General features: G+C 64.2%; 22 protein-coding genes and 6 pseudogenes. 17 read left to right on the forward strand and 11 right to left on the reverse strand.

Translation table 11 applies throughout. The features are described from left to right. Positions 1 to 150: 150 nt before the first annotated feature. Positions 151 to 726, reverse strand: a complete 576-nt coding sequence (gene pdxH / locus ACFOKF_RS05085; RefSeq protein WP_380793713.1) for a pyridoxamine 5'-phosphate oxidase — start codon at positions 724 to 726, stop codon at positions 151 to 153. A 128-nt stretch (positions 727 to 854) separates the two neighbouring features. Here pdxH and ACFOKF_RS05090 point away from each other — a divergent pair. From ACFOKF_RS05090 to ACFOKF_RS05125, 8 genes and pseudogenes are all read left to right on the forward strand, one after another. Continuing rightward, positions 855 to 1,777: pseudogene (locus ACFOKF_RS05090) on the forward strand (DnaJ C-terminal domain-containing protein). Between the two features lie 133 nt (positions 1,778 to 1,910). Then, positions 1,911 to 2,870 (forward strand): annotated as a pseudogene (locus tag ACFOKF_RS05095) (YihY/virulence factor BrkB family protein). Between the two features lie 32 nt (positions 2,871 to 2,902). Continuing rightward, positions 2,903 to 3,671 (forward strand): annotated as a pseudogene (fabI, locus tag ACFOKF_RS05100) (enoyl-ACP reductase FabI). Between the two features lie 37 nt (positions 3,672 to 3,708). Then, a complete protein-coding gene (locus tag ACFOKF_RS05105; RefSeq protein ID WP_380793715.1) occupies positions 3,709 to 4,023 on the forward strand; it encodes a DUF4160 domain-containing protein in 315 nt (104 codons plus the stop codon). Next, positions 4,020 to 4,259: a DUF2442 domain-containing protein gene (locus tag ACFOKF_RS05110; RefSeq protein WP_380793717.1), complete on the forward strand. Its 240-nt coding sequence runs from the start codon at positions 4,020 to 4,022 to the stop codon at positions 4,257 to 4,259. Before ACFOKF_RS05105 ends, ACFOKF_RS05110 begins: the two co-directional genes overlap by 4 nt. Continuing rightward, a pseudogene (gene aroC / locus ACFOKF_RS05115) lies at positions 4,256 to 5,333 on the forward strand (chorismate synthase). The gene ACFOKF_RS05110 and the pseudogene aroC overlap by 4 nt, the downstream one beginning before the upstream one ends. 286 nt (positions 5,334 to 5,619) lie before the next feature. Next, a pseudogene (locus tag ACFOKF_RS05120) lies at positions 5,620 to 7,397 on the forward strand (SLC13 family permease). A gap of 77 nt (positions 7,398 to 7,474) precedes the next feature. Then, entirely contained in the window at positions 7,475 to 8,263 is a 789-nt protein-coding gene (locus ACFOKF_RS05125; protein WP_380793719.1) for a PhzF family phenazine biosynthesis protein, read from the forward strand. Positions 8,264 to 8,402: 139 nt separating this feature from the next. Here ACFOKF_RS05125 and ACFOKF_RS05130 read toward each other — a convergent pair. Then, a pseudogene (locus ACFOKF_RS05130) lies at positions 8,403 to 9,526 on the reverse strand (serine hydrolase domain-containing protein). A gap of 37 nt (positions 9,527 to 9,563) precedes the next feature. Here ACFOKF_RS05130 and ACFOKF_RS05135 point away from each other — a divergent pair. The 3 genes from ACFOKF_RS05135 (at position 9,564) to ACFOKF_RS05145 (ending at position 12,443) form a co-directional block, all read left to right on the forward strand. Beyond that, complete coding sequence (locus ACFOKF_RS05135; protein ID WP_380793721.1) at positions 9,564 to 9,884, forward strand: hypothetical protein; 321 nt, start codon at positions 9,564 to 9,566, stop codon at positions 9,882 to 9,884. Positions 9,885 to 10,097: 213 nt separating this feature from the next. Further along, positions 10,098 to 11,870, forward strand: coding sequence for a DNA helicase RecQ (gene recQ, locus ACFOKF_RS05140; RefSeq protein WP_380793723.1), 1,773 nt, complete (start codon positions 10,098 to 10,100; stop codon positions 11,868 to 11,870). A 144-nt stretch (positions 11,871 to 12,014) separates the two neighbouring features. Further along, the gene (locus ACFOKF_RS05145; RefSeq protein WP_380793725.1) at positions 12,015 to 12,443 is read left to right on the forward strand and encodes a TIGR01244 family sulfur transferase; all 429 of its coding nucleotides are present in this window, start codon (positions 12,015 to 12,017) and stop codon (positions 12,441 to 12,443) included. A gap of 341 nt (positions 12,444 to 12,784) precedes the next feature. Here ACFOKF_RS05145 and dmeF read toward each other — a convergent pair whose 3' ends face one another. Both dmeF and ACFOKF_RS05155 read right to left on the reverse strand, forming a co-directional pair. Further along, positions 12,785 to 13,816 (reverse strand): CDF family Co(II)/Ni(II) efflux transporter DmeF, encoded by a 1,032-nt coding sequence (dmeF, locus tag ACFOKF_RS05150; protein ID WP_380793727.1) that lies wholly within the window; start codon positions 13,814 to 13,816, stop codon positions 12,785 to 12,787. Beyond that, positions 13,813 to 14,085, reverse strand: coding sequence for a metal/formaldehyde-sensitive transcriptional repressor (locus tag ACFOKF_RS05155; protein ID WP_380793728.1), 273 nt, complete (start codon positions 14,083 to 14,085; stop codon positions 13,813 to 13,815). The genes dmeF and ACFOKF_RS05155 overlap by 4 nt, the downstream gene beginning before the upstream one ends. Before the next feature lie 77 nt (positions 14,086 to 14,162). Between ACFOKF_RS05155 and crtY the strand changes: the two genes are divergently transcribed. The 4 genes from crtY to ACFOKF_RS05175 all read left to right on the forward strand — a co-directional run bounded on the left by crtY (position 14,163) and on the right by ACFOKF_RS05175 (position 18,468). Next, on the forward strand, positions 14,163 to 15,311 hold the full coding sequence (gene crtY, locus ACFOKF_RS05160) for a lycopene beta-cyclase CrtY (protein WP_380793729.1): 1,149 nt from the start codon (positions 14,163 to 14,165) through the stop codon (positions 15,309 to 15,311). Beyond that, the gene (locus tag ACFOKF_RS05165; RefSeq protein ID WP_298402059.1) at positions 15,311 to 16,804 is read left to right on the forward strand and encodes a phytoene desaturase; all 1,494 of its coding nucleotides are present in this window, start codon (positions 15,311 to 15,313) and stop codon (positions 16,802 to 16,804) included. Before crtY ends, ACFOKF_RS05165 begins: the two co-directional genes overlap by 1 nt. Before the next feature lie 4 nt (positions 16,805 to 16,808). Next, positions 16,809 to 17,390, forward strand: a complete 582-nt coding sequence (locus ACFOKF_RS05170; protein WP_380793731.1) for an LOG family protein — start codon at positions 16,809 to 16,811, stop codon at positions 17,388 to 17,390. Between the two features lie 127 nt (positions 17,391 to 17,517). Next, entirely contained in the window at positions 17,518 to 18,468 is a 951-nt protein-coding gene (locus ACFOKF_RS05175) for a phytoene/squalene synthase family protein (protein WP_380793733.1), read from the forward strand. Positions 18,469 to 18,787: 319 nt separating this feature from the next. Here ACFOKF_RS05175 and ACFOKF_RS05180 read toward each other — a convergent pair whose 3' ends face one another. Further along, the gene (locus tag ACFOKF_RS05180; protein ID WP_380797662.1) at positions 18,788 to 20,134 is read right to left on the reverse strand and encodes an ammonium transporter; all 1,347 of its coding nucleotides are present in this window, start codon (positions 20,132 to 20,134) and stop codon (positions 18,788 to 18,790) included. Positions 20,135 to 20,147: 13 nt separating this feature from the next. After that, complete coding sequence (locus tag ACFOKF_RS05185; RefSeq protein WP_004209785.1) at positions 20,148 to 20,486, reverse strand: P-II family nitrogen regulator; 339 nt, start codon at positions 20,484 to 20,486, stop codon at positions 20,148 to 20,150. Positions 20,487 to 20,692: 206 nt separating this feature from the next. Here ACFOKF_RS05185 and ACFOKF_RS05190 point away from each other — a divergent pair, with 206 nt between their 5' ends. Continuing rightward, positions 20,693 to 21,613 carry an IS1595 family transposase gene (locus tag ACFOKF_RS05190; protein ID WP_380793735.1) on the forward strand — a complete coding sequence of 307 codons (921 nt, stop codon included), beginning with the start codon at positions 20,693 to 20,695 and terminating at the stop codon, positions 21,611 to 21,613. Then, the gene (locus ACFOKF_RS05195; RefSeq protein WP_380793737.1) at positions 21,613 to 21,774 is read left to right on the forward strand and encodes a hypothetical protein; all 162 of its coding nucleotides are present in this window, start codon (positions 21,613 to 21,615) and stop codon (positions 21,772 to 21,774) included. Before ACFOKF_RS05190 ends, ACFOKF_RS05195 begins: the two co-directional genes overlap by 1 nt. On the opposite strand, the gene ACFOKF_RS05200 is transcribed toward ACFOKF_RS05195, so the two are convergent. The 5 genes from ACFOKF_RS05200 to ACFOKF_RS05220 all read right to left on the reverse strand — a co-directional run bounded on the left by ACFOKF_RS05200 (position 21,740) and on the right by ACFOKF_RS05220 (position 26,023). Beyond that, on the reverse strand, positions 21,740 to 23,365 hold the full coding sequence (locus ACFOKF_RS05200; RefSeq protein ID WP_380793739.1) for a GmrSD restriction endonuclease domain-containing protein: 1,626 nt from the start codon (positions 23,363 to 23,365) through the stop codon (positions 21,740 to 21,742). The genes ACFOKF_RS05195 and ACFOKF_RS05200 overlap by 35 nt on opposite strands. A 70-nt stretch (positions 23,366 to 23,435) precedes the next feature. Next, complete coding sequence (locus ACFOKF_RS05205; RefSeq protein ID WP_380797664.1) at positions 23,436 to 24,011, reverse strand: DUF924 family protein; 576 nt, start codon at positions 24,009 to 24,011, stop codon at positions 23,436 to 23,438. 83 nt (positions 24,012 to 24,094) lie between these two features. Further along, entirely contained in the window at positions 24,095 to 25,537 is a 1,443-nt protein-coding gene (gene tldD / locus ACFOKF_RS05210; protein ID WP_380793741.1) for a metalloprotease TldD, read from the reverse strand. Between the two features lie 57 nt (positions 25,538 to 25,594). Continuing rightward, positions 25,595 to 25,822 (reverse strand): zinc-finger domain-containing protein, encoded by a 228-nt coding sequence (locus ACFOKF_RS05215; protein ID WP_380797665.1) that lies wholly within the window; start codon positions 25,820 to 25,822, stop codon positions 25,595 to 25,597. A 45-nt stretch (positions 25,823 to 25,867) separates the two neighbouring features. After that, a complete protein-coding gene (locus tag ACFOKF_RS05220) occupies positions 25,868 to 26,023 on the reverse strand; it encodes a hypothetical protein (protein ID WP_380793743.1) in 156 nt (51 codons plus the stop codon). Between the last annotated feature and the right edge of the window lie 67 nt (positions 26,024 to 26,090).

Raw genomic sequence — 26,090 nt, forward strand, 5'->3', positions numbered from 1 at the left:
CCCACCTATTGTACATCTGTCAGGCCGACACCTAACAGGCGGCCGGCCACCCGCAATCGGCGCGCGACCCAAGCCTCTGTTGGAAAGACGAAGCAGACCTGTCTTTCCGCCTGCCATTTTTTGGAAGCGCGCCGACGCTAACGGCAATTGTCAGGGATAGAGCAGGCCTTCGGCCCAGCCATCGGGCGTGGGTTCGAACAGGCGGCGTTCATGCAGCCGATGCTCCCGATCCTGCCAGAATTCGATCCGGTCAGGGGTCAGGCGGAAACCCGACCAGTGGGGCGGGCGCGGCACCGGGCCGCCTGCAAAACGGGCGCTGACCGCGTCGAAACGGTCCATGAATGTCTGCCGGTCGGGCAAGGGCCGCGACTGGTCCGACGCCCAGGCGCCCAGCTGGCTGTCGCGGCTACGGGTGGCGAAATAGGCGTCGGCCGTGGCGTCATCGACCCGGCCGACCGATCCTTCGATGCGGATCTGTCGCCGCAGCGATTTCCAGTGGAACAGCAGGGCGGCATGCGGATTGGCCAGCAGATCGCCCGCCTTGCGCCCTTCGAAATTGGTGTAGAAGATGAAACCGCCTGGCCCATGGCCCTTGAGCAGCACCATCCGCACCGATGGCCGGCCCCGTGCATCGGCCGTGGCCAGCGCCATGGCGTTGCTGTCATTCGGTTCGGTTTCGCGCGCCTGCGCGTACCATTCGTCGAAAAGCGCGAAGGGATCGGTCATGCCCATTCTTTAAGCGCGGGGGGCAGGCGTGTCGATACGGGGAAGCCCGATGGCATCTGCGTCTTGAATGTCCGCCCCGCATCGTCCACATAGTCCGCAAGTGATGCTTTTGTGCAACAGGTAGACGAATGGCCGATCCTTATTCCACCCTGGGCGTAGCCCGCAACGCCAGCGAAGCGGAGATCAAGTCCGCCTATCGCAAGCTGGCCAAAGAGCTGCATCCCGACCGGAACAAGGATAATCCCAAGGCGGCGGAGAAATTTTCCGCCGCGACCAACGCCTATGACCTGCTGTCCGACAAGGACAAGCGCGCCCGGTTCGACCGGGGCGAAATCGACGGCGACGGCAATCCGACGTCCCCCTTCGGCTTTGGCGGCGGGGGTGGCGGCGGCTTTCGCGGCCAGCCCGGCGGCGGCTTTGAAAGTGGCGGCGCGGATTTTGGCGATATTTTCGAAGGCTTGTTCGGCGGGGCCGGGCGGCGTGCGGGCGGCGGGGGCGGTTTTGGCGGCTTCGGCCGGCAGGCGCCGCCGCAAAAGGCGCGAACGTCACCTATCGGCTGGCGGTGCAATTTGTCGACGCGGCGGTGCTGGCGCCCCAGCGCATCACGCTTCAGGATGGCAAGACGATCGACCTGAAACTGCCCGCCGGGGTGGAGAGCGGCACGCAGATGCGCCTGACGGGCAAGGGGCAGGCGGGGCCGGGCGGCGCGGGCGACGCGATCGTCACCATAGAAGTGAGGGCGCATCCCTTCTTCAGGCGGGATGGCGACAATGTGCTGCTGGACCTGCCGATCACGCTGGACGAAGCGGTCAAGGGCGGCAAGGTCAAGGTGCCGACCGTTGACGGCCCGGTGATGCTGGGCGTGACGCCGGGCGCGACGTCGGGCAAGACGCTGCGCCTGCGCGGCAAGGGCTTTACCGGCAAGGACGGGCAGCGCGGCGACCAGCTCGTCACGCTCCAGATCGACGTGCCGGCCGACGATCCGGCCCTGACGGCCTTTATCGAAGGCTGGGCCGATGGGCGTGCAGTACGCGCGGCGCTAGGGGTTTAGTGCGTCGGCAGCCACAACTTGTGCTCCTGCGGAAGCAGGAGCCCAGGGTCGAACGGCGTGCCCCTGCATCTGGGCTCCTGCTTCCGCAGGAGCACTATTGCTCCTATACCAGGCGGCAGGCGTTTAGGCTGCCATGCCGATGCCTTCGCCCCTGTCGCCCGAACAGCGCCGCCATATGGCGCAGGAGGCGCGCGAGCAGTTCCATCGCCAGATGGATCGGGTGCGGCCGGGGTCGCATGTCTTTGAAGTGGCGAAGCGCGTGGCTGTCGGCACCTATAGCGACGGCTTCATCCATGCAGGCAACCTTGCCTATCTGTCGTTGATGACGTTGTTCCCTTCTTCATCGTCGCGGCGGCGGTGGCGAGCATCTTTGGCCGCACGGAAGATGGGGTGCAGGCGGTCAACGCCTTTCTCTATACCGTCCCGCGCGGCGTGGCCGATGTGGTGCGCCAGCCGATCAATGAAGTGCTGACCGCGCGCACCGGGCCGTTGCTCTGGCTCGGCGGTCTTGTCGGCCTGTGGACCGTGGGCAGCCTCATTGAGACGATCCGGGACATTCTCCGTCGCGCTTATGGCACGAAGAGCACCAAGCCTTTCTGGCGCTATCGGCTGGGCGCGATCGGCATCACGCTGGCAGCGTCTTTGCGGTGATGTTCGCCTTTTCGTTGCAGGTGGCGATTACCGGCGTCGACCAGTTCCTGCACCAGATATTGCCCTGGGCGGATGAGGCGATCGGGCTGGTCGCTTCGGCGAAGCTGGTGCCGATGGGGATTACCTGCATTGCGCTCTGGTCGCTGTTCGTGGCGCTGACCCACCGCCTACAAGTCGCGCCGCTTCCCCAAATGGCCCGGCGCGGTGGCGACATCACTCTGGTGGTATGGCACGACGATGCTGTTGCCGCCGACATTATCGCTGCTGGGCGGCTATGGCCGAACCTATGGCAGTTTGGCAGGTGTTATGATCACCCTCATTTTTTTCTTTTCGTTGGGCTTGGCGTGGTAATTGGCGCGGAATTGAACGCGGCGCTGGCGGAATTCCCGAAGAGGAAGCGGCAGCCGACATGCAGGACAAAGGGAACGGAACGACGATATGACAGGCTTGATGACAGGAAAGCGCGGGCTGATCATGGGCCTGGCCAACGACAAGTCGCTGGCCTGGGGCATCGCCAAGCAACTGCATGCGCAGGGCGCGGAACTGGCCTTCGCCTATCAGGGCGATGCGCTGGCCAAGCGGGTGAAGCCGCTGGCCGAGCAACTGGGGTCCGACTTCCTGATCGAATGCGATGTGTCCGACATGGACAAGCTGGACGCGGCCTTCGCCGACATCGAAGCGCGTGGGGCAAGCTGGACTTTGTCGTCCACGCGATCGGTTTTTCCGACAAGAATGAGCTGCGCGGCCTCTATGCCGACACCAGCCTCGACAATTTCCTGATGACCATGAATATTTCGGTCTACAGCTTCGTCGCGGTCGCGGCGCGCGCGCGCAAGCTGATGAAGGAAGGCGGCAGCCTGCTGACGCTGAGCTATTATGGCGCGGAAAAGGTCATCCCGCACTATAATGTCATGGGCGTGGCCAAGGCGGCGCTGGAAACCAGCGTCAAATATCTGGCGATGGACCTTGGCCGGAAAATATCCGCGTCAACGCCATTTCCGCTGGCCCGATCAAGACGCTGGCGGCCAGCGGCATCGGTGACTTCCGCTATATCCTGAAGTGGAACGAACTGAATTCGCCGTTGCGCCGCAACGTGACGATCGACGATGTCGGCGGCGCGGGCCTGTATCTGCTGTCCGATCTGGCGGCGGGCGTGACCGGCGAAATCCACCATGTCGACGCGGGCTATAATGTCATCGGCATGAAGGCCGAAGACGCGCCCGACATCGCGCTGGACAAATAAGGCGGTGCCGACGGTCCTGCGCGAAGGCGGTCTTCGCGTGGTGATCTATACGGACGATCATCCGCCGCCGCATGTTCATGTGTTTGGGGGTGGAGAAACGAAGATCGCGCTATTGGGGCATGACGGTGCGGCGCAGGTGGTTCGCATCGTCGGGGCGACCGGCGCGAGAGTCGACGCGCTCTCGATATTGTGCGAGAAAAGCGGGACTATCTGGTCGAAAGGTGGCGCGAGATTCATGGGTGAACTGACCCAGTCCCAGTTCGAAGAAGCAGTGCGGCGTGGCGAGCATGATCTGGCGATCAAGCCGCGCGCGCGCGCGGCGCGATATGACGGGCGAGCGGTCATGTCGTGATCGATCTGGTGAGCGGCGCCACCTTTTCCTTTCCTGCCGCATTGGCGCAGGGATTGGAGCAGGCGCGCGCCGAACAACTGGAGCAGGTCGAGATTGCAGGCGCCGGTTTCGGCCTGCATTGGGAAGAACTGGATGCCGACCTGACCGTGGAAGGGCTGCTGGCCGGCCGCTTCGGCAGTCTGCGCTATATGGCGCAGCGTTTCGGATCCGATTGGGATAGTGAAGCAGCAGAATGAGTTTCAACAGTTTCGGTCGCGTCTTTCGTTTCAGCACATGGGGCGAAAGCCATGGTCCCGCGATCGGTGCGGTGGTGGATGGCTGTCCTCCGGGCTGGACCTGGCCGAAGCGGACATTCAGCCCTGGCTGGACCTGCGCAAGCCCGGCACATCCAAATTCACCACCCAGCGGCGCGAGCCGGATGAAGTGCGCATCTTGTCGGGCGTGTTCGAAGGGCGCACCACCGGCACGCCGATCAGCCTGATGATCGAAAATACCGACCAGCGATCGAAGGATTATTCGGACGTCGCCAAGGCCTATCGCCCGGCCATGCCGATTATGCCTATGACGCCAAATATGGTTTCCGCGACTATCGCGGCGGCGGCCGTTCTTCCGCGCGCGAAACCGCCAGCCGCGTGGCGGCCGGCGCGGTCGCCCGACTGGTGATCCCGGAAGTCGACATCTTCGCCTATGTCAGCGAAATCGGCGGCGATGCGATCGACTATGCCAATTTCGATCCGTCGCAGATCGGCCAGAATCCCTTTTTCTGCCGGACGCGGATGCCGCCAATCGCTGGGAAAAGCTGGTCGATGACGCGCGCCTCGACGGATCGTCGCTGGGCGCGGTGGTGGAATGCGTCGCATCGGGCGTGCCCCGGCTGGGGCGCGCCGCTCTATGCCAAGCTGGACAGCGAACTGGCGAGCGCGATGATGAGCATCAACGCGGTCAAGGGCGTCGAGATTGGCGACGGTTTCGCCGCCGCCCGCTTGCGTGGCGAACAGAATGCCGATCCCATGCGGCCGGCTCTGGAAGGGGGCAATGAAGGCCCGATCTTCCTGGCCAACCATGCCGGTGGCATCGCCGGGGGCATTTCCACCGGCCAGCCGGTCAAGATCCGTGTCGCCTTCAAGCCGACCAGTTCGATCCTGATCCCGGTCGAAACCGTCACCCGCGAAGGCGCGGCGTCGGAGATCATCACCAAGGGGCGGCATGACCCCTGCGTCGGTATTCGCGGCGTGCCGGTGGTCGAAGCGATGATGGCGCTGGTGCTGGCCGACCAGAAGCTGCTCCACCGCGCCCAATGCGGCGAATGACGCGCCGAACCGAAGCGGGGGGCGCCGAATAGGCGAGACGACTCGCCCCTGTTACGATAAGATGACGGTCATCGCCCGCGGGAGGGCGAGCGGCAGAGCGTAAGCCTGGGGAGCGTCACCGTGCGGCGCAGTGCTTTTCTTGCAAAAGCCTGCGATGAAAAAGCACGGACTGACGGTCAAAACGTCCCCTCAAAGCCGCGACACGGGCCAGCCATGCAACCATGGCTGGCCCATTTCGTTTCACCGGCGTCAGGGACGCGACTGCGCGACCTTTCAGGGGGGGGTGATGCATTTCATTACCGCGCTGCTGGGCATCTATCGCGCGGAAATCGGGCTGATCATATTGGCCTGCATGTTCGTGGCCTTTGTGCGCGAACGCTATTCGCCCACGGTCGTCGCGGTGGTCGGGGCGTGCGCCTATGGCGTGCTGGGCCTGCTGGATGAAAAGGCGATGTTCTCGGTCTTTTCCAACAGCGCGCCGCTGACGGTGGGGGCGATGTTCGTGCTGTCGGGCGCGCTGATCCGAACGGGCGTCATCAGCCGCGTCGCGGACCTGATCATGACGCGGGCGCAGCGCCATCCCCGGATCGCGCTGGCGGAGGTCGCGCTGGGCGCGTTGCTGCTGTCGGCCTTTCTCAACAATACGCCGGTGGTCGTGTGCTGCTGATCCCGATCATGTTCAGCTGGCGCAGGCCGGCTATCCGGTCAAGAAGCTGCTCATTCCCATGAACACGGTGGCGGTGCTGGGCGGGTGCCTGACGCTGGTGGGACATCGACCAATCTGGTGGTCGCGGGCATCGCGGCCGAACAGGGCATGGCCCGCTTCGGCATATTCGACATTGCGCCCTATGGCGCTGCGGGCGCTGCGGCGGGCATTGTCGCGCTGCTGTGTCTGTCTTTCCTGTTGCCCAGCGATCCGCCCTCGATCGCGGGCGAGGATGGCGGCGCGGTGCAGGATTATCTGACCGAACTGGTGGTGCCGCAGGAGAGTGACGATATTGGCGAGCCGATCGGATCGCTGGGCCTGTTTGGCCGGTCGGTGCAGTTATTGGGCCTGAAGCGCGCGGGGGAGGTGCGGCGGACCGGGCTGGAAGATGAGGAGCTGCATTCGGGCGACCGGCTGATCGTGCGGGCCGATGGCGCGACGATCATGACGCTGCGCGAATCGGGCCGGTTCGATCTGGGCGTCGCGGCCGATTCCCGCACCAGTTCGCAGGAGGGGCGCGTGGTCGAGGCGATGATCGCACCCAGCCATCCCTCGATCGGGGAGCGGCTGCTCGACATTCCCTTTCTCCACGCGCTGCGGGTGCGGATCATCGGCATTCATCGGGCGCGTCATTTGCCCGGTCCCGATTTGGCCGATACGCGGATTCGCGGCGCGGACCGGCTGCTGGTGGCGGGCGGGGGTGATGCGATGCGCGCGCTGAAAGACAATCCCCATCTGATCGGTGTCGATGTCAGCCGCACCGCGCCTTTCGCCCGCGCAAGGCATGGATCGCCATCGCGGCTATGGCCGGCGCGGTGCTGCTGTCGGCCTTCGATGTGGTCGGCATCGGTCTGGCCGCCGTCATCGCCGTGGGCCTGATCCTCGTCACGCGCTGCATCGACCCGGAGGAGGCATGGGGCGCGATCGATGGCGACACGCTGATCCTGATCTTCGCCATGCTGGCGGTGGGGCTGGCGCTGGAGCAGGCGGGCAGCGTGGCGCTGATGGTCGGGTGGATCACGCCGCTGATGGAAATCGCGCCGGCATGGTCTTTGGTCTTCATCGTCTATTTCGCCGCGTTGATCCTGTCCGAACTGCTCAGCAACAATGCGGTGGCGGCGCTGCTGACGCCGATCACGATCGCGCTGGCGCATCAGTTGGGCGTCGATGCCCGCCCGCTGGTGATTGCGCTGATGATCGGCGCGTCGGCCTGTTTCGCGACGCCGATCGGCTATCAGACCAATGCGCTGGTCTATGCGGCGGGGGATTATCGCTTTGCCGATTTCGTGCGGATCGGGGTGCCGATCAATATCGTCGTGGGGCTGGCGGTGTGCAGCGCGCTGGTGCTGCTGGGGTGAAAGCCAATCCGGCGGGGGCGGCCCTGTTCGCGGCGGTGCAGGCCCGGCATCAGGGCGCAAATGATGAGGATATACCCATGACCAGTCTGCCCTTCACCCAGGTCGACGCCTTTGCCGACGCGCCCTTCACCGGCAATCCCGCCGCCGTCATGCCGCTCGACGCCTGGCTGGGCGACGCCACGCTTCAGGCGATCGCGGCCGAGAACAACCTGTCCGAAACCGCTTTCACCGTGGCGACGCCCGACGATCCGGAGGCGGATTATGCGCTGCGCTGGTTTACCCCGGCGGTGGAGGTGAAGCTGTGCGGCCATGCCACGCTGGCGAGCGGCCATGTGCTGATCGGCGACCGGGATGCGGTGCGGTTTCGCACCCGCCATGCTGGCGTGCTGACCGTGGCGCGCGATGGCGAAGGCTATATGCTGTCTCTGCCCGCGTGGAGCATGGTGGAGAAGGCGATGCCGGAACTGGCCGCAGGGCTGGGCGGGGAGCCGGTCGAATCCTATTGGCGCGATGGCGGATACGCGCTGTTTCTCTATCGTGACGAAGCGGCGATCCGGGCGCTTGCGCCCGATTTCGCGGCTCTCAAGGCGCATGGCGACCTGTTGTTGATGGCCAGTGCGCCGGGTGAGGGCAGCGATATCGTCAGCCGGGCCTTCGTGCCGGGCGGCGGGATTGACGAAGACCCCGTGACCGGATCGGCCCATTGCCTACTGACGCCGGTCTGGGCGGAACGGCTGGGGAAGGCGCGCCTGCGCGCTTATCAGGCCTCGGCGCGGGGCGGCTGGCTGGGCTGCACGCTGGAGGGCGATCGCGTCATCCTGACGGGGGCTTGCCGCACGGTGATCGAGGGGCGGTTTTCCTTATAGGGTATTTTGCTTTACCTATGACCCGTTCGGGCTGAGCCTGTCGAAGCCCTGCCCTGCTCTTTAACCTGCCCTGCTCTTTAAGAAGTGCAGCCCTTCGACAGGCTCAGGGCGAACGGGGTCTATTGGGAGAGGGCGCGCTCTACCCCGGAAACAGCCCGATCAGCCTGGCCAGCGCCCCGCGCACCGCGCGGCGCTGGTCCTTGTCGGGGGACATGCCGATCCGCACTACCGTCAGCCGCTGGGACGGGGAAATCAGGATATATTGGCCATTATGGCCGACGCAGCCGAACAGGCTGGCGGGGGCCTGCCCCGGCATTAGCGCGCTTTCGCTGCTGTCGCGGTTGAGCCAGATGTGCAGCCCATAGGCGGCGTTGCGCGCCGACGGGGTGGTCATCAGGTCGATCCATTTTTCCGGCAATATCTGATGCCCGCTGGGCGATCGGCCCCGGCGGCGTAGCAGGTCGCCGAACCGGCCATAATCCCGCGCGGTCATATGCAGGATGCTGCCGCCGATCATCGTGCCGTTGGCGTCATATTCCGCCGTCAGGCTGGGCAGGTTGCCCGGCGCCTTCAGCCGCCCGTCGATGAACATCTGCATCGCCCGCCGGCGCACATCGGGGTGCGGGCTGTTGGTCAGCATCCGCGTCATCAGGTCGGACAGGATCATGCTGCTGCCGGTGGAATAGGCGAATTCCTCGCCCGGCGCATGGGCCAGCGGCTTGGATTCGGCATAGGCGGCCATGTCCTGCGCGCCATCGGCAAAGAGCATGCGCACCGTATCGCCATTCATGATCGGTTCGCCGTCTTCGACATGGTCGAGGCCTGAACTCATCGTCAGCAACTGGCGCAGGGTGATCCGGCCGCGCGGGTCGCCCGGCTGGCTCCAGGCTGCAACCGGCACCGGCGCGTCGAGCGCCAGCCGCCCGTCCGACACCATGAGGCCCACCAGCACCGACGTTACCGTCTTGGCCATGGACCAGGACAGCAATTTCGTGTCGGGGCCGAAGCCGGGAGCATAGCGTTCGGCAATCACCTTGCCATCGCGCATCACCAGCAGCGCGCGGGTCTGGCCCATCGCCTTGTCATCGAACAGCGGGTCGATCGCACCGCGCAGCGCGCTGGCGCCGACGACGGCGTCCGACGCGACGCTGTAGACCGGATCGGGGGCTGCTGCGCGCGGCCGACCAGCGTGCCCGCCACGACAAGCGCGGCGATGCCTGCGCCAAGGCCAAGGCGCTTTACGATTCGGCTGTCAATCTGCATAAGCCGGCGCCCTTACATGGAGGCGTGGGAAAGAGCCATGGCGGTTCGGCGGAAATGGTGGATATTGGTGGCGCTGGTCGCCGTGGCGTTGCTGGGCGTGCTGGCATGGCGCTGGGCGAGCCTGAGTGCGCGCGTGGAACTGGGCGCGGCCTATGGCGCGCGGATGGGCTGTTCCTGCCGCTATGTCGAAGGGCGCGCCATGGGCAGCTGCGCCGACGACAAGGAGCCGGGCATGGCGATGGTGCGCCTGAACGATGTGCCCGAGGAACGCGCCGTCCGCGCCAGCGTGCCGCTGCTGGCCAGCCGCACCGCGCGGTTCAAGCCGGGCTGGGGGTGTCTGCTCGATCCGGTGGGGTGAGTTTGAGAAGGTTCAATCCTCCCCGCTTGCGGGGAGGGGGACCGCGCGTAGCGTGGTGGAGGGGGTGTGCCATCCACGCAACTTGTGGATAATGGCCCGCCCCCTCCGTCAGCCTGCGGCTGCCACCTCCCCGCAGGCGGGGAGGAGTAGGAAGCGTCAATCCATTTCTCAACAGGCTGGCCCCTTGGGCGACTAGCCGCTAAGGCCACCCCCATGGCGCGCGACATTCCCACGCTTCTGCACGATATATTCGGTTTCACGGCCTTTCGCGGGGTGCAGCAGCAGGTGGTGGGGCGCGTCATGGCGGGGCAGCCGACGCTGGCGATCATGCCGACCGGCGCGGGCAAGTCGCTCTGCTATCAATTGCCCGCCGCGGCGCTGGATGGCTGCTGCGTGGTCGTGTCGCCGCTGATCGCGCTGATGCATGACCAGTTGCGGGCGGCCAATGCGGTGGGGCTGCGCGCCGCCAGCCTGACCAGCGTGGATGCGGACTGGCGCGAGACGCAGGACCGGTTGCGGAGCGGCGAACTGGACCTGCTCTATGTCGCGCCGGAACGGGCGAGCCAGGAGAATTTCCGCAACCTGCTGCGCTCTACGAAGGTCGCGCTGTTCGCGATCGACGAAGCGCATTGCGTGTCCGAATGGGGGCATGATTTCCGCCCGGACTATCGGCTGCTGCGGCCGTTGCTGGACGAATTTCCCGATGTGCCGCGGCTGGCGCTGACCGCGACGGCGGATGCGCATACGCGCAAGGACATTCTCGTCCAGCTTGGCATTCCCGACGATGGGCTGATCATTTCGGGCTTCGACCGGCCCAATATCCGCTATGCGGTGCATCCGCGCGACGGGCTGTCGCGGCAGCTGGCCGATCTGATGCTGAGCGAAAAGGGGCCGGGCGTCGTCTATGCCCAGACCCGCGCGGCGACCGAGAAGCTGGCGGAGACGCTGGGGCGGGGTGGCCGCCCGGTGCTGGCCTATCATGCCGGGATGGACCCGGCAGTGCGCGCGCGCAATCAGGCCGCCTTCATCGCCAGCGAAGATATGGTGATGGTGGCCACCGTCGCCTTCGGCATGGGGATCGACAAGCCGGACGTGCGCTTTGTGGCCCATGCCGGCCTGCCCAAGTCGATCGAGGGCTATTATCAGGAATCGGGGCGTGCGGGGCGCGATGGCGAACCGGCGGTGGCGCATCTCTTCTGGGGGGCGGAGGATTTCGCCCGCGCCCGGATGCGCATCGCCGAACTGGAGCCGGCGCGCCAGCAGGGCGAGCGGGCGCGGATATCGGCGCTGGGCGCGCTGGTGGAGACGGCGACCTGCAGGCGGGCGATATTGCTGCGGCATTTTGGCGAAGATCCTGCGCCGACCTGCGGCAATTGCGACAATTGCCTGAGCCCGCCGGCCAGTGTCGACGCGACCGAGACGGCGCGCAAATATCTGTCGGCGGTCTATCGCACCGGGCAGAGTTTCGGCGCGGGCCATATCGAGCAGGTGCTGAGCGGGGCGACGACCGACAAGATCCGCGAGCGCGGGCATGACAAAATCTCCGTCTATGGCATTGTCGACGGGGAGGAGACGGCGCTGCTGCGGCCGGTATCCCGCGCGCTGCTGGTGCGCGATGCGCTGGAGACGACGGAGCATGGCGGGCTGATGCTGGGGCCGAACGCCCGGCCGATCCTGCGCGGTGAGGAAGAGGTACGCATCCTGATGCCGCCCAAGCGGGAACGGCGCAAGCGCAGTGCCCGCAATGGCGCGGATGCCAATCCGGTCGGCGATCCGCTGTTCGACGCGCTGAGGGCCTGTCGCCGCGAACTGGCGCAGGATCAGGGGGTGCCGCCCTATGTCATCTTCCATGATTCGACGCTGCGGGAAATGGCCGAGCAGCGCCCGTCCAGTATTCGCGAACTCAGCCATATCAGCGGGATCGGGCAGAAGAAGCTGGACGCCTATGGCGACGCTTTCCTGAGCGCGATCCGGCCGTTTTTGTGATTTTCGTCCGTGCTCCTGCGAAAGCAGGAGCCCAGGATCGAGGGCGTGACGTTTCGCTCTGGGCTCCTGCTTTCGCAGGAGCACGGTGCTGTGACTTGAATCCTGATCCGCTGTGGCGCATGGCTCGCGGCAAAGGAGACGCCCATGTTCCGCAAGCTTACCGACCGCATCCTTGTTGCCCCGCAGATCAGCGTCGATCAGGTCGCTGAGGCCAAGGCGCAGGGCGTGACCGTCATCATCAACAACCGGCCCGACGATGAAGAGCCGGGGCAGGTCAATGGCGCAGAGATCGAGGCGGCGGCGAAGGAAGCGGGCATCGCCTATGTCGCGGTGCCGGTCGCCCATGGCGGCTTTGCCCCGTGGCAGCTGGACGGCATGGCCGGCGCGCTGGAGCAGGCTGGGGATGGCAAGGTTCTGGCCTATTGCCGGTCGGGCACGCGCAGCACATTGCTGTGGGCGCTGACCCGGGCGCGGGCCGGTGACAATGGTGATGTGCTGGCGGCGCAGGCGGCGGCGGCCGGTTATGACATCAGCCCGGTGCGCCAGATCATGGACGCGCTGGCTGGCCAGTAAGGCGGGTCAGTAGGACAGGTCGGGCTTAACTTCGCATATGTCCCGCAGATTTTGACAGGATCGAACAAGAGTTGGAAATCTTGTTGCGGGCCGGTCTGGCTGCGGGCGATGGGAAAGAGCCGGTTTCCACCATGGCGGGATTGGCCCGGATAGGACAGGTGCGGGCGGCACGGAGCGAACCTACGCTCCCTCCTTTCGGTTCGAGCCCTTCGACTGCCTGCCAAGGCAGGCGCTCAGGACAGGCCTGTCGAGAACCCTTGCGCGCTGACTTCTCGACGGACGGTTCTCGACTTCGCTCGAACCTGCTCGAAGCGAACGGATAAGATTGAGGGCGTGTTGCCCTAGCCGCATTCCACCGTGACATGCTCCATGCGGGGCAGGGCGCGGACGCGCTGGCGGACGGCGGGGCCGTCTGCGCCCGGCGCCAGGCTGATGATGGCGGCATGGGCGTGCGGGCCGATGCGCCAGACATGCAGGTCGCGAATGGTGGCGCCTTCCGCCTCCACCAGCGTGCGGACGCGGGCCATCAGCGCGGGTTCGGCGGTGTCCAACAGGATGGCGGCGGTGTCCTTCATCAGGCCCCAGGCCCAGCGCGCAATCACCACCGCGCCCAGCAGGCCGACCGCCGGGTCCAGCCACCACCAGCCCAGATAGCGGCCCGCCAGCAGCGCGCCGATCGCCAGCACCGATGTCAGTGCGTCGGTCAGCACATGGATATAGGCGGCGCGCAGGTTGTTGTCGCTGTGGCCATGCTGGTGGTCGTGATCATGTCCATGTCCGTGCCCATGATCATGGCTATGGTCATGGCCCAGCAACAGGGCGCTGATGATGTTGATGATCAGGCCCGCCACCGCGACCAGCGTCGCCTCGCCAAAGGCGACATGGATCGGCTCGAAGAAGCGCATGGTCGATTCGACCGCGATGAACAGCGCCGTGACGCCCAGCAGCAGGGCGGAGGCGAAGCCCGACAGGTCGCCGACTTTGCCGGTGCCGAAGGTGTAGCGCGGGTTGCGGGCATGACGCCGGGCGTAGCTATAGGCGGCCGCCGCCACCGCCAGCGCGCCGGCATGGGTGGCCATGTGAAAGCCATCGGCCAGCAGCGCCATTGATCCGGTCAGCCAGCCGAAGAAGATTTCCACCACCATGGTCGCGGCGGTGAGCCATACGACCCAGAGCGTGCGCTTCGCATTCTGATCATGCCCGGCGCTGAGGTAGATATGATCGAAATAATGGCTTTCCTCGCCATCGTCGGAAAAGGCGGGGGTGGGGGCATGGCTGTGGTCGCCATGGTCATGATCGCAGCCATGATGATGGTCATGGCCCTGATGGCCGTGGCCCTGATGATCATGCTTATGGTCGTCGTGCATCGTCATTTCCCGTAACGGCGGATCAGGGTCAGCATTTCTTCGGTCGCGGCGGCGCGCGCTTCATCGGTCAGGCCGGGGCGGGCGACATGTTCGCGCATATGCTGCTCGATCAGTTCCTCCATCAGGCTGCCGACCGCGCCGCGCACCGACGCGACCAGTTGCAGCGTTTCCGAACAGCCGGCATCGCCCGCCAACTGGCGTTCGACGGCGGCGACCTGCCCGGCGATCCGGCGCACCCGCGCCAGCAATTTGTCCCGATCCGCGATAATGTGCATAGGATACCCCCCTATACTATATTTGATGGGGAGCCAAGGGGTGGATCGATTGGGGCGATCTGGCCTAACAGGGAGGGATGACGAGCGATTTGGACTGCGATCTGGCGATTATCGGCGGCGGCCTTTCCGGGGGGCTGATCGCGCTGGCCTTTGCGGCGCTGCGGCCCGAGGTGCGGTTGCTGCTGATCGAGCAGGGGGATCGGCCCGGCGGCAACCATATCTGGTCCTTTTTCGATGGCGATGTCGCGGCGGCCGACCGCTGGCTGGTCGAACCGCTGATCGCGCATCGCTGGGCGCAGGGGCATGACGTGCGCTTTCCCGGTTATGAGCGCCGTCTGGAGACGCCCTATAATAGCGCAACAAGTGTCCAGCTTGCTGTCACGCTGGAGCGGCAACTGGGCGATCGGCTGCTGTCAGGCGCGCAGGTGCAGGCGCTGGCTCCTGATCGGGTGACATTGTCCGATGGCCGGATGATCCGTGCCGGTGCCGTGATCGATGCGCGGGGAGCGGGCGACCTGTCGGTGCTGCGATGTGGGTGGCAGAAATTTGTCGGCCATGCGCTGCGCTGCGATGCGCCGCATGGGATCGACCGGCCGGTGATCATGGACGCGACGGTCGAGCAGCTGGACGGCTATCGCTTCGTCTATCTGCTGCCCTGGGACGCGCGGACGGTCTTTGTCGAGGACACTTATTATAGCGATACGCCCGATCTGGACGCGCCGGCGATCGAACCGCGGATCGCGGCCTATGCGCAGGCAAAGGGGTGGCGCGCGGAAGTGATCCACCGCGAACAGGGCGTGTTGCCGGTGGTGCATGGCGGGGATTTCGATCTCTATTGGCCCAAGGATGATCCGGTCGCCCGTGCGGGCGTGCGGGCCGGGCTGTTCCAGCCGATGACCGGCTATTCCCTGCCCGATGCGGTGCGATTCGCATTGTGGCTGGCGGGGCGGCCGCTGGACGGGCTGGTCGGGGCCACGCGCGTCCATGCAAAGGCGCATTGGCAAAGGGGCGGCTATTATCGGCTGCTGGGCAAGATGCTGTTCGGCGCGGCGAAGCCGGAGCAGCGCTGGCGCATATTTGCGCGCTTCTATGGCCTTAATCCGGGGCTGATCCAGCGCTTCTATGCCGGGCGGTCGACCATCGCCGATCGCATCCGCATCTTGTGCGGAAGGCCCCCGGTGCCCATAAGGGACGCCATGCGAACATTGTGGAACCCGCCCGCCTGATGAACAGGCCAAATCCCCAACGCGCGATCGTCATTGGTGCGGGCTTTGGCGGGCTGGCGCTCGCCATCCGCCTGCAATCGGCCGGGATCGACACCACGCTGGTCGAAGCGCGCGACCGGCCGGGCGGGCGCGCCTATATGTGGGAGAAGGACGGCTTCACCTTTGACGCGGGGCCGACCGTCATCACCGATCCCGATTGCCTGAGCGAATTATGGCGCCTGTCGGGGCATGACATGGCGCAGGATGTGACGCTGATGCCGGTGTCGCCCTTCTATCGGCTCAACTGGCGCGACGGCACCAATTTCGATTATTCGAACAATGAAGCGGCCTTGAGGGCGGAGATCGCCAAGCTCGATCCCAATGACGTCGCGGGCTATGATCGCTTCTGCGATTATGCGGCGGGCGTCTATGAAGAAGGCTATCGCAAGCTCGGGTCGGTCGCCTTCCTCGACTTCGCGTCGATGATCAAATCGGCCCCGGCGCTGATGAAGCATCAGGCGTGGCGATCGGTCTATTCGGTCGTGGCGTCCCATGTGAAAAATGAGAAACTGCGCGAGGCGCTGTCATTTCACACTTTGCTGGTCGGCGGCAATCCGATGAAGACCAGCGCCATCTATGCCCTGATCCACAAGCTGGAGAAGGATGGCGGGGTGTGGTTCGCCAAGGGCGGCACCAACCGGCTGGTGCAGGCGATGGCGACGCATTTCGAACGGCTGGGCGGCACGTTGCGGCTGGGCGATGCGGTGACGCGGATCGAGACGTACGGGGATAAGGCGACGGCGGTGCACACCGCATCGGGATGGCGCGGGGAGGCGGATGCGATCGCCACCAACGCGGACCTGATGCACAGCTATCGCGACCTGCTGGGCCATCATCCGCGCGGGGCGAAGCAGGCCGAGAGCCTGAGCCAGAAACGCTGGTCGCCCAGCCTGTTCGTCATGCATTTCGGCATCAAGGGCAGCTGGCCGGGCATTCCGCACCATATGATCCTGTTCGGGCCGCGCTATGAAGGCTTGCTGACCGACATTTATGATCATGGCGTGCTGCCGCAGGATTTCTCGCTCTATCTGCATCATCCCACCGTCACCGATCCGTCGCTGGCGCCGGACGGGCATTCGACATTCTATGCGCTCGCGCCGGTGCCGCATATGGGCAAGCTGCCGATCGACTGGGACCAGTTTGCGCCAGCCTATGCCGAGCGCATCCTGGACGAAATCCAGCATCGGCTGATCCCCGACATACGATCGCGCATCGTGACGCGGTTCCATTATGCGCCGAGCGATTTCGGGCGCGACCTGAACGCGCATCTGGGCAGCGCCTTCAGCCTGGAGCCGTTGCTGACGCAGAGCGCCTGGTTCCGCGCGCATAATCGCGACGATGTCATTCCCAACCTCTATCTGGTAGGGGCCGGCACCCATCCCGGCGCGGGCATCCCCGGCGTGGTGGGCAGCGCCAAGGCGACCGCGGCGCTGATGTTGCAGGATTTGGGTTGAAGATATGAAGAGACTGGCTGTGTATTGTGGTTCGGCGACGCCGGCGGACCTGACCTATATCGACGCGGCGCGCCATGTCGGGCGGACATTGGCGGAGCGGGGCATCGGCGTCGTCTATGGCGGCGGGCGGCTGGGCCTGATGGGCGCGGTGGCGGATGCGGCGCTGGAGGCGGGCGGCGAGGTGATCGGGGTGATCCCCGAAGCGCTGGTCGGCGCGGAAGTGGCGCATCGCGGCTGTACGGAGCTGCATGTCGTGCAGACCATGCACCAGCGCAAGCAACTGTTCACCGACCTGTCGGACGGGTTCGTGACCCTGCCGGGCGGCGTGGGCACGATGGATGAGTTGTGGGAAGCGATCAGCTGGGCGCAGCTGGGCTATCATAGCAAGCCGGTGGGGTTGCTGAACGTGGCGGGCTTTTATGACCAGCTGATCGGCTTCAACCGGCAGATGGTGGAGGCGGGCTTCATTCGCGCCCAGCATGCCGGCATATTGATTCATGAAGACAGCATTGAAGGGCTGGTCGATGCGATGGCGGCCTATCAGCCGCATGAGACGATCTTCGCGATGAAGGCGGCGCGGCTGTAACGGTATAGCATCCGTTCGCTTCGAGCGAAGTCGAGAAGCAGCTGGCGCTGTGCTTCTCGTTTCTCGACACGCTCGAAACGAACGGAGCCTGGGTGACTTTCCGGGCAGGGCAGGGCATGTCTGACCCATGTCCTTGATTATCCCAGACCGCGCCGCCCTCGTCACCCATGCCCGCGACAGCATCGCGCGCGGCTCCAAAAGCTTTGCCATGGCGTCCAAGCTGTTCGATCGGGTGACGCGCGAGCGGGCCTGGCTGCTTTATGCCTGGTGCCGCAAATGCGATGACATTGCCGATGGGCAGGACCATGGCGGCGCGATGACCAGCGTATCCGACGCGCAGGCGCGGCTGTCGATGATGCGGGTGCTGAGCGACAAGGCGCTGCGTGGTGAGCCGACCGGCGATCCGGCGTTTGACGGGTTCGGCGTGGTGATGCGCGAGTGCACGATTCCGGCGCGCTATGCTCATGATCTGATCGAGGGCTTTGCGCTGGACGCGCGCGACTGGCGGCCGCGCAGCGAGGCGGACATGCTGCGTTACTGCTATCATGTCGCGGGCGCGGTGGGGTGCATGATGGCGGTGCTGATGGGGGTCGACCCGGATGACCGGGCGACGCTGGATCGGGCGTGCGATCTGGGGCTGGCGTTCCAGCTGGCCAATATTGCGCGCGACATTAGCGAGGATGAGGTGGCGGACCGCTGTTACCTGCCGGTCGAATGGCTGGTGGAAATGGATATTCCACCCGGCGAGCATATGAAGCCGTGGGTGCGGCCGCGCCTGGCGATGCTGGCGCGGCGGCTGGCCGACATGGCGGCGGCCTATGAGGCGAGCGCGCGCCATGGCACGGGCGCGCTGCCGCCGCGGGCTGCCTGGGCGGTGCTGGCGGCGGCGGGCATTTATGGGGACATTGCGCGCGAAGTGGCGCGCCGGGGCGAGCAGGCGTGGGACCATCGCGTGGTGACGCCCAGCCGAGAGAAGCTGGGTTGGGTGGCGCGCGCGGGGTTGCAGGTGCCGGGTCGGGCGCGGCGCTGGCGGGCGGATGCGGCGCGGGCCGAGGGGCTATGGACGCGGCCGGGGTGAGGTTTTTGGGTGGGCTGGCGGACTCATCATTCCTGCTCCGTCATCCCAGCGAAGGCTGGGATCTCAGGCCGTGTAGCGCATCCTCTCCTACGACCCCAGCCTTCGCTGGGGTGACAGATAATAGCCGATAGCGGCCATTTCTCCTTCCGCTTTGCCGGGCTTGATCCGGGGTGACGGAAGTTTGTGCGTTTTCACCGTGCAAGTTTACCCACCCACAAAAATAGGGCCGATACTTTCGTACCGGCCCCAAGGCATGTTCGCAGGAGGAACATCGGAAGGCGGGGCGGCGGATGGGCCGCCCGGCCAATTCGGTTAAAAGTTAGAGATTGTAAGCACGCTCGCCATGTTCGCCGAGGTCCAGGCCCTCATATTCGACTTCCTGGCTCACCCGCAGACCAGTGACGGCCTTGGCGATGAAGATGGCGATGGCGGTGCCGATCGAGGCCCAGACGATGGTGGTCAGAACCGCTTCGATCTGAACGATCAGCTTGGCGCCCATGTCATAGTCTTCCGCGCCGGGGCCACCGAAGGCGGGCGAGTAGACGATGGCGGTGCCGATGGCGCCGATCATGCCGCCGATGCCGTGGATGCCGAAGGCGTCGAGGCTGTCGTCATAGCCAAGCTTGGGCTTGAGGACGGTGACGGCGTAGAAGCAGACGATCGAAGCGACGGCGCCCAGGATGATCGCGCCGAACGGGCCGGAGTTGCCGGCGGCAGGCGTGACGGCGACGAGGCCGGCGATGATGCCTGAGCAGAAGCCCAGAGCCGAACCCTTGTGGCCATTGATACGCTCAGCCAGCATCCAGAACAGGGCGGCCGAAGCGGTGGCGACGAAGGTGTTGATCATCGCAAGGGCAGCCGAACCATTGGCTTCCAGCGCCGAGCCGGCGTTGAAGCCGAACCAGCCAACCCAAAGCAGGCCGGTGCCAACGCCGGTCAGCGTCAGGCTGTGCGGCGGCATGGGTTCCTTGGGATAGCCGATGCGCTTGCCCAGAATGATCGCGGCGACCAGCGCGGAAACGCCGGCGTTGATGTGGACCACGGTGCCGCCCGCAAAGTCGAGCGCGCCCGCCTTGAAGAACAGGCCGCTGGCAGCCCAGACCATGTGCGCGATCGGGAAGTAGACGATCGTCAGCCAGATGGCGGCGAACACCATGACGGCCGAGAATTTGATGCGTTCCACGACCGAGCCCAGAACCAGCGCGACGGTGATCGCGGCGAAGGTCATCTGGAAGCTGATGAACACATATTCGGGGATTTCGACGCCGGCAGTGAAGGTCGCAGCCTGCGATGCCGGGGTGACGCCCTTCAGGAACGCCTTGTCGAAGGTCGACACGAAGTTGCTGAGGCCGCTGGTGTAATCGGGGCCGAAGGCCATGGAATAGCCGTAGATCACCCAGATCAGCATCGCGAGGCAGGCCACCGCGCCGATCTGCGTCATGACCGACAGCATGTTCTTGGTGCGGACGAGGCCGCCGTAGAAGAGGGCCAGGCCCGGCAGGATCATCGCCAGGACCAGCACGGTCGAGGTCATCATCCAGGCGACGTCGCCCTTGTCGACCGTGGCCGCGGGCGCCGCAGCGTCCTGCGCCCAGGCGGGCAGGGCGGCGAAGAGCGAAAGGGCCGTTGCCCCCGCCACGCCGCCAAGTTTCTTGGAAAAGGTCATCATTCCCCCCTTCTTACAGCGCGGTTTCGCCGGTCTCGCCGGTGCGGATGCGCACGGCCTGACCGACATCGAGGACGAAGATCTTGCCATCGCCGATGGCACCCGAGTTCGCGGCCGCCTGGGTCGCTTCCACGACGCGCGGCGCGAGGTCGTCGTCGCAGACCACCTCGATCTTGATCTTCGGGACCATGTTCGTCGAATATTCGGCGCCGCGGTAGATTTCGGTCTGCCCCTTCTGGCGGCCGAAGCCCTTCACTTCGCTGACCGTCATACCTGCGATGCCGAGCGAGGAGAGTGCCTCGCGGACATCGTCAAGCTTGAACGGCTTGATGATAGCCATGACAAGTTTCATGTCGCCCCCTTGATTGGTGTGCGGACGACTACCAGCAAGAGGCGTGCCAAATTGCTAATCGCGGGTTAATGCGGGGTTTGAGCCTGCCGGCTTATGGTGCAGCGCCAAAAAAATGGGCAGGCGGGCGAAGCTGCCTAAAAAATGGGCGATATTATACTTGACGTACCCAACGGAAATGCTAGGGTTTGACCATAGGAGTTAAACCGATGGCATCCGCCCTTTCCGCCAAGCATTTCCACGACGAGCAGGCCGCCTACGATTATGTTGAGGCGCGTATCTGGCGTTACGGCAAGGCCTGCCCGCATTGCGGCGGCACCGACCGCATCAGCAAGATGCAGGGCAAGAGCACCCGGATTGGCACTTACAAATGCTATGACTGCCGCAAGCCCTTTACCGTGAAGATCGGCACCATCTTTGAAAGTAGTCACGTTCCAATGAATGTCTGGCTCCAGGCGATCTACCTGATTGCGGGCAGCAAGAAGGGCATTAGCAGCAACCAGCTTCATCGCATCCTTGGCGTTACCCTGAAAACCGCTTGGTTCATGTCGCACCGTATCCGCGAAGCCATGAAGTCGGACAATGACCGCCTGATGGGTGGCTTTGCGGGCACCATTGAGGCTGATGAAACCTACATCGGCAACAAGGAGGGCGCGGAGCCGCGCCGTGGCTTCGGTCACAAGATGAAAGTGTTTGCGCTGGTCGAGCGCCGCACTGGCATTTCGCGGGCGTTCGTCGTCAAGAATGTGACCGTTAATGAGATTGTGCCGATCATTGAACGCAATGTTTCGACCGAAAGCCGCCTGATGACCGACGAGGCTTCGCACTATCATGGTATCGGCAAGCGGTTCATCACCCATGACGTGGTGAACCATGGACGGGGCGAATATGTCCGCGTCGATCGCCACACCAACACCATCGAAGGCTATTTCTCGATCTTCAAGCGCGGGATGCGTGGCATCTACCAGCATTGCCGGGAGAAGCATTTGCACCGCTATCTCGCAGAGTTCGATTTCCGCTATAGCAACCGTATCGCGAACGGCGTGGATGATGCCACCCGCGCCGAACTCGCGCTGCTGGGTGTGGTTGGCAAGCGCCTCACCTATCAAACGACTAGTGCGAGGGCCTGATGCCGAAGAAGCAAAATGCCGAGAACCAAGCGGAGCAGAGCGAGCGGTTCGTGCGCGAGGCTCAAAAGCTCATCGACGCTGGCGAACTAGACCCCACCGAGGCAGACGAAAAGATTGAGCGCATTCTTACAAAAGCGCCGGCTGCGAAGGAAGGCGCTTAGCGTCGTTCTCCTTATAGGTTGTGTTGCAGTAAGGGTGGGCAATCTGCGCGTTGCCGGAATGCGCGCCACCACCGTCCACCTTCCGCTCGATATGGTCGGTAGTCATTGAATTGCGATGGAGCAGACCGTCGCATATCCCACAGCGCGCACCATTCTGAACAAGCTCACTCACAAAGGCCGCCGACTTTGTACTGGTACTGAAATTCCGCTTTCCGCCACTACCTTCACGTATCGGCGCTGGAGTCGCAAAAAAGCGGAAACGGTTATCGGCCGTCATTCCCTCGATGATCTCAGTCTCAACCTTTCCTGCCCATAATCCTTCCAATGCGAGGGTCATAAAATCTTCTAGCGCAGGCCGACTGCGGTGGCCCGCGCCTAGATTTTTGACGATCAGGGTGAACGCCTCTTTGCGCGCCACTAGAAAGTCCTCGAAAGATCGGCGGACACGGGTGAACTCGTCCAGTTTCCCCTTATCAGCGAGCTTTTTTACGACCTGGAGAACTGCAAGAAACGCCACCGGCTGGAAAGCTCCTCCACGGGTGTAGAAGTACACCAGAGGATGTAAACCGAGAGACGCAGGGGAAGTGGTCGTCACCCGCTCCAATCGCCTCTGCGCCGCCTGTAGGAATTGCAGGGTTTTGTCACCGTCGGGGTCTACCAGCAATGGGTCTTTGGGGCCAATACCGTTTACCAGGTTCACCAGATCGAAGATAAACGGAAGGGAGCTATACCCTCGTCCACCAACTGGCACATCGGAACTTTTGATAGGTAGTCCGCCCATGGGAGGCAGATAAAGGGCTTCGTAAATGGCCTTGCCAGCCTTCTCAATCTCTCCCTGATTTTCACTAGAAAATTCGGCCCAGTATTTGTGACCAGCACCCGCGCGATTGATGGCACGGGTCGCAATCGCTGTAGCTGAACGTCGTCCCCTGAGAATCCGCTTCTCAATCGGATCAACCGGTGTTGGTGCTTGGTTGATCTTGAAGAAGGAATTTTCCGCGCCAAGCGCATCGCCCGCAGGAACCCATTGAGCGACGAACGAGTTGGAGTTCATCATCCCTACCCGCTCTTTGATCTTCTCATTGGCATACTGAGTTTTGCTGGAATCTACGTATGAGGCATATGTGCCGATGTTGGCTTCAACGAGCTTCCGAGTTTGCTCGGCCAACTTCTGCTGTTCCTCTGGCACCTGATTTTGAAAGTAATTCATCGACCGAGATTTGTCGCCGTAGTCGTCATAAATCCACGCCAGCAACGCGCTCAGGCGATGAGCGCCGTCGATTACAAATACGTACTGACCGGAGCGCCAAAGAATGATGGCTGGGATGAGGTCGCCATCAAGAAACGCAGCGATCAAATCTACGATCTTCTGCGGTGTCCAATTACTAGTCTCGCGCTGAAAATCAGGCTTCCTCAAGCTCTGCGCGAAGAATTCCTCTCTGAGCATTCCCATACCGATAGTGCCAATTGGGGTGCCCTTGTACGGGGTCGTCGGGGCGGCAAAGTCCTCACGTGGAATTAGCGCGTCCAGATTCACGCCGTTAGCGGCCATGTTACTAACCTCCCCGAAGCTATAGCTCATTTCAGACATAGCTCAGGCCCTCCCTTTCGGGAAGTGGGTACGCGAAATATAACATTGCCAAAAAATGGGCAGAAAAGGCCTACCAGCGCGCGCCCTCTGCGGCGGCGGCCGCTTCTTCGGGCAGGGTGGCGCGGCCAAGCGCGGCGTTGCGGTGCGGGAAACGGCCGAACCGCGATATGGTTGCATGATGTTCGCGGGCGAAGGCGAGCGATCGTTCATCCCCGGCCCCTTCGAACAGGGTGAGGGACAGATGCTGATCCTCCAGCGCCTCGCTATGCTGGAAGGGCATGTAGAAGAAGAGGCGGCCGGCCCCGCCAATCTGAATGTCATAGCCCTGCGCGATCGCGCCGCGCGCGATCTGCCGCGCAAGGGGATCGGTGGCGAAGGCCAGTGCCGTCCCGCGATGCATGTTGCGCGGTATCTGATCGAACAGCAGGATGGCGGCGAGCGCATCATCGGCGCGATCGAGGAAGGTTTCCGGCGGGAACGCCTGTTTTTCCGCCCATAGTCTTTCAAACCGGCTGATGCATTGCCGGTCCAGCGCAGGATCATGGCTCCACCACCCCGCTTCGCCGACCTGGTTGAACCAGAAATCGAGCAGGGCGGCGGCCCAGTCGTCTGTCACGGCATCATGGCTGTCGGTCAGCATGTTCATGTACGCCCAATGAACGGACAGGCCGGGCAGTTCCGCCATCCATGCCGTCTCTTGCCCGGATCGTCGCACATCGGCGCTGACTATTAGGTCGCGGTGCCGCCGACGGTCAGCCCCTCCAGCAACAGCGTGGGCTGACCCACGCCGGCGGGCACGCTCTGACCGCCCTTGCCGCACATGCCGATGCCTTCGTCCAGCGCCCAGTCATTGCCGATGCCGACCACCTTGGTCAGCGCGGTCGGGCCGTCGCCGATCAGGGTCGCGCCCTTGATCGGATCGGTCAGCTTGCCGTTTTCGACCTTATAGGCTTCGGTGCAGGAGAAGACGAATTTGCCCGATACGATGTCGACCTGACCGCCGCCAAAGCTCTTGGCGAAGATGCCGGACTTCATGCGGCTGAGCAGTTCTTCCGGATCGTCATTGCCGCCCTTGATGAAGGTGTTGGTCATGCGCGGCATGGGGGCGTGGGCGTAGGATTCGCGGCGGCCGTTGCCGGTGGGGGCGACGCCCATCAGCCGGGCGTTCAGGCGATCCTGCATATAGCCTTTGAGAATGCCGTCCTCGATCAGGATATTTTCCTGCGTCGGCGTACCTTCATCATCGATCGAGAGGGAGCCGCGGCGGTCCATCATGCTGCCGTCATCGACCACGGTGACGCCGGGCGCGGCGACGCGCTGGCCGATGCGGCCGGAAAAGGCGCTGGTGCCCTTGCGGTTGAAATCGCCTTCCAGCCCATGGCCGATCGCTTCATGCACCAGCACGCCGGGCCAGCCGGAGCCGAGCAGCACGGTCATCTCGCCGGCGGGGGCGGCGACCGAGCGCATGTTGACGCGCGCCTGCGCCAGCGCTTCGTCGATGGCGCGGTTCCAGACCGCCTTGTCCATCACCTGATCATAGAGATAGCGGCCGCCTATGCCGAACACGCCGGTTTCGCGGCGGCCATTTTCCTCCAGGATGACGGAGACGTTGAGGCGGACGAGCGGGCGGATGTCGGTGGCGGTAAAGCCGTCGGCGCGGACGATCTCCACCACCGACCAACTGCCGGCGATATTGACCGACACCTGCGCGACGCGCGGATCGCGGGCGCGGGCGGCGGCGTCAATCTCCGCGCAGAGCGCCACCTTCTCGGCGAAGGGGACGATCTCCAGCGGGTTGGCGTCGGTATAGAGATGGCGGTTGGTGCGCTGGGGCGGCGGGGCGGGCTGGCCCTTGGCCGGATCGAGCAGGGTCAGCGTCTGCGCCGCCTTAGCGATGGCCGCTTCGCTGATGTCGTTGGCATGGGCGAAGCCGGTCATTTCGCCCGATACGCCGCGCAGGCCGAAGCCTGCATCGGTGGAATAATCGGCGGTCTTGAGCCGGCCGTCATCGAAGCCGAAGCTCTCGCTCGCGCGATATTGCAGATAAAGTTCGCCATCGTCGCAGGCGGAGAGCGCCTGCGCGGTCAGGCGGCGCGCGCCATCGGGATCGAGCAGGCCAGGACGATAGAGCAGGCCGCGGGCGTCAGTGAGTTGCGAAGCGAGATCGGTCATGCCGCCCGATATAGGGACGGCGCGACACAAGCCCAATCGAAATTTTCGGAAGGAGGGTTAGAGGCTGGCGCCCGATGCGATGTCGGGCTTGGCCGCGACGTCCGCATTGTCCGCCGCGCCGCCGATCAGCACGAAGCGGCGATCGCAATAGCCGCAATCGACATAGCCATGTTCGTCAATCTCCAGAAAGACGCGCGGATGGCCAAGAGCGGCGGGAATATCCCCCGACCCGTCGCAGGACACGCGGGATTTGGAGACTCGGATGGTTTCGGGCGGCTGGATCATGCCCCAGCGGTTAGCAGCGGCGCGGTTGCGCTGCAATATGCGCCGTCACATCAGCGGCAGGCGCTGGCGCGTGCAGGGTTGCGACGCCTGTTGTTCAGCGGGTCGGGCCTGTGTGCAATCCTTCGCCGCCATCACCGCAAAGGGTGAGAGCATCAGCAGAACCGGCACCAGCGTGCCGCCAAGGAGGCTTGCAAATGGCATGCAACATCATGTGCCGCATCCATGCTTGCTGGAGCATGAACATTACGGCGGCGTATCGGGTGAAGGC

Origin of the sequence: Sphingobium rhizovicinum (assembly GCF_042647625.1) — a bacterium.
GTDB classification, from domain to species: Bacteria; Pseudomonadota; Alphaproteobacteria; order Sphingomonadales; family Sphingomonadaceae; genus Sphingobium; species Sphingobium rhizovicinum.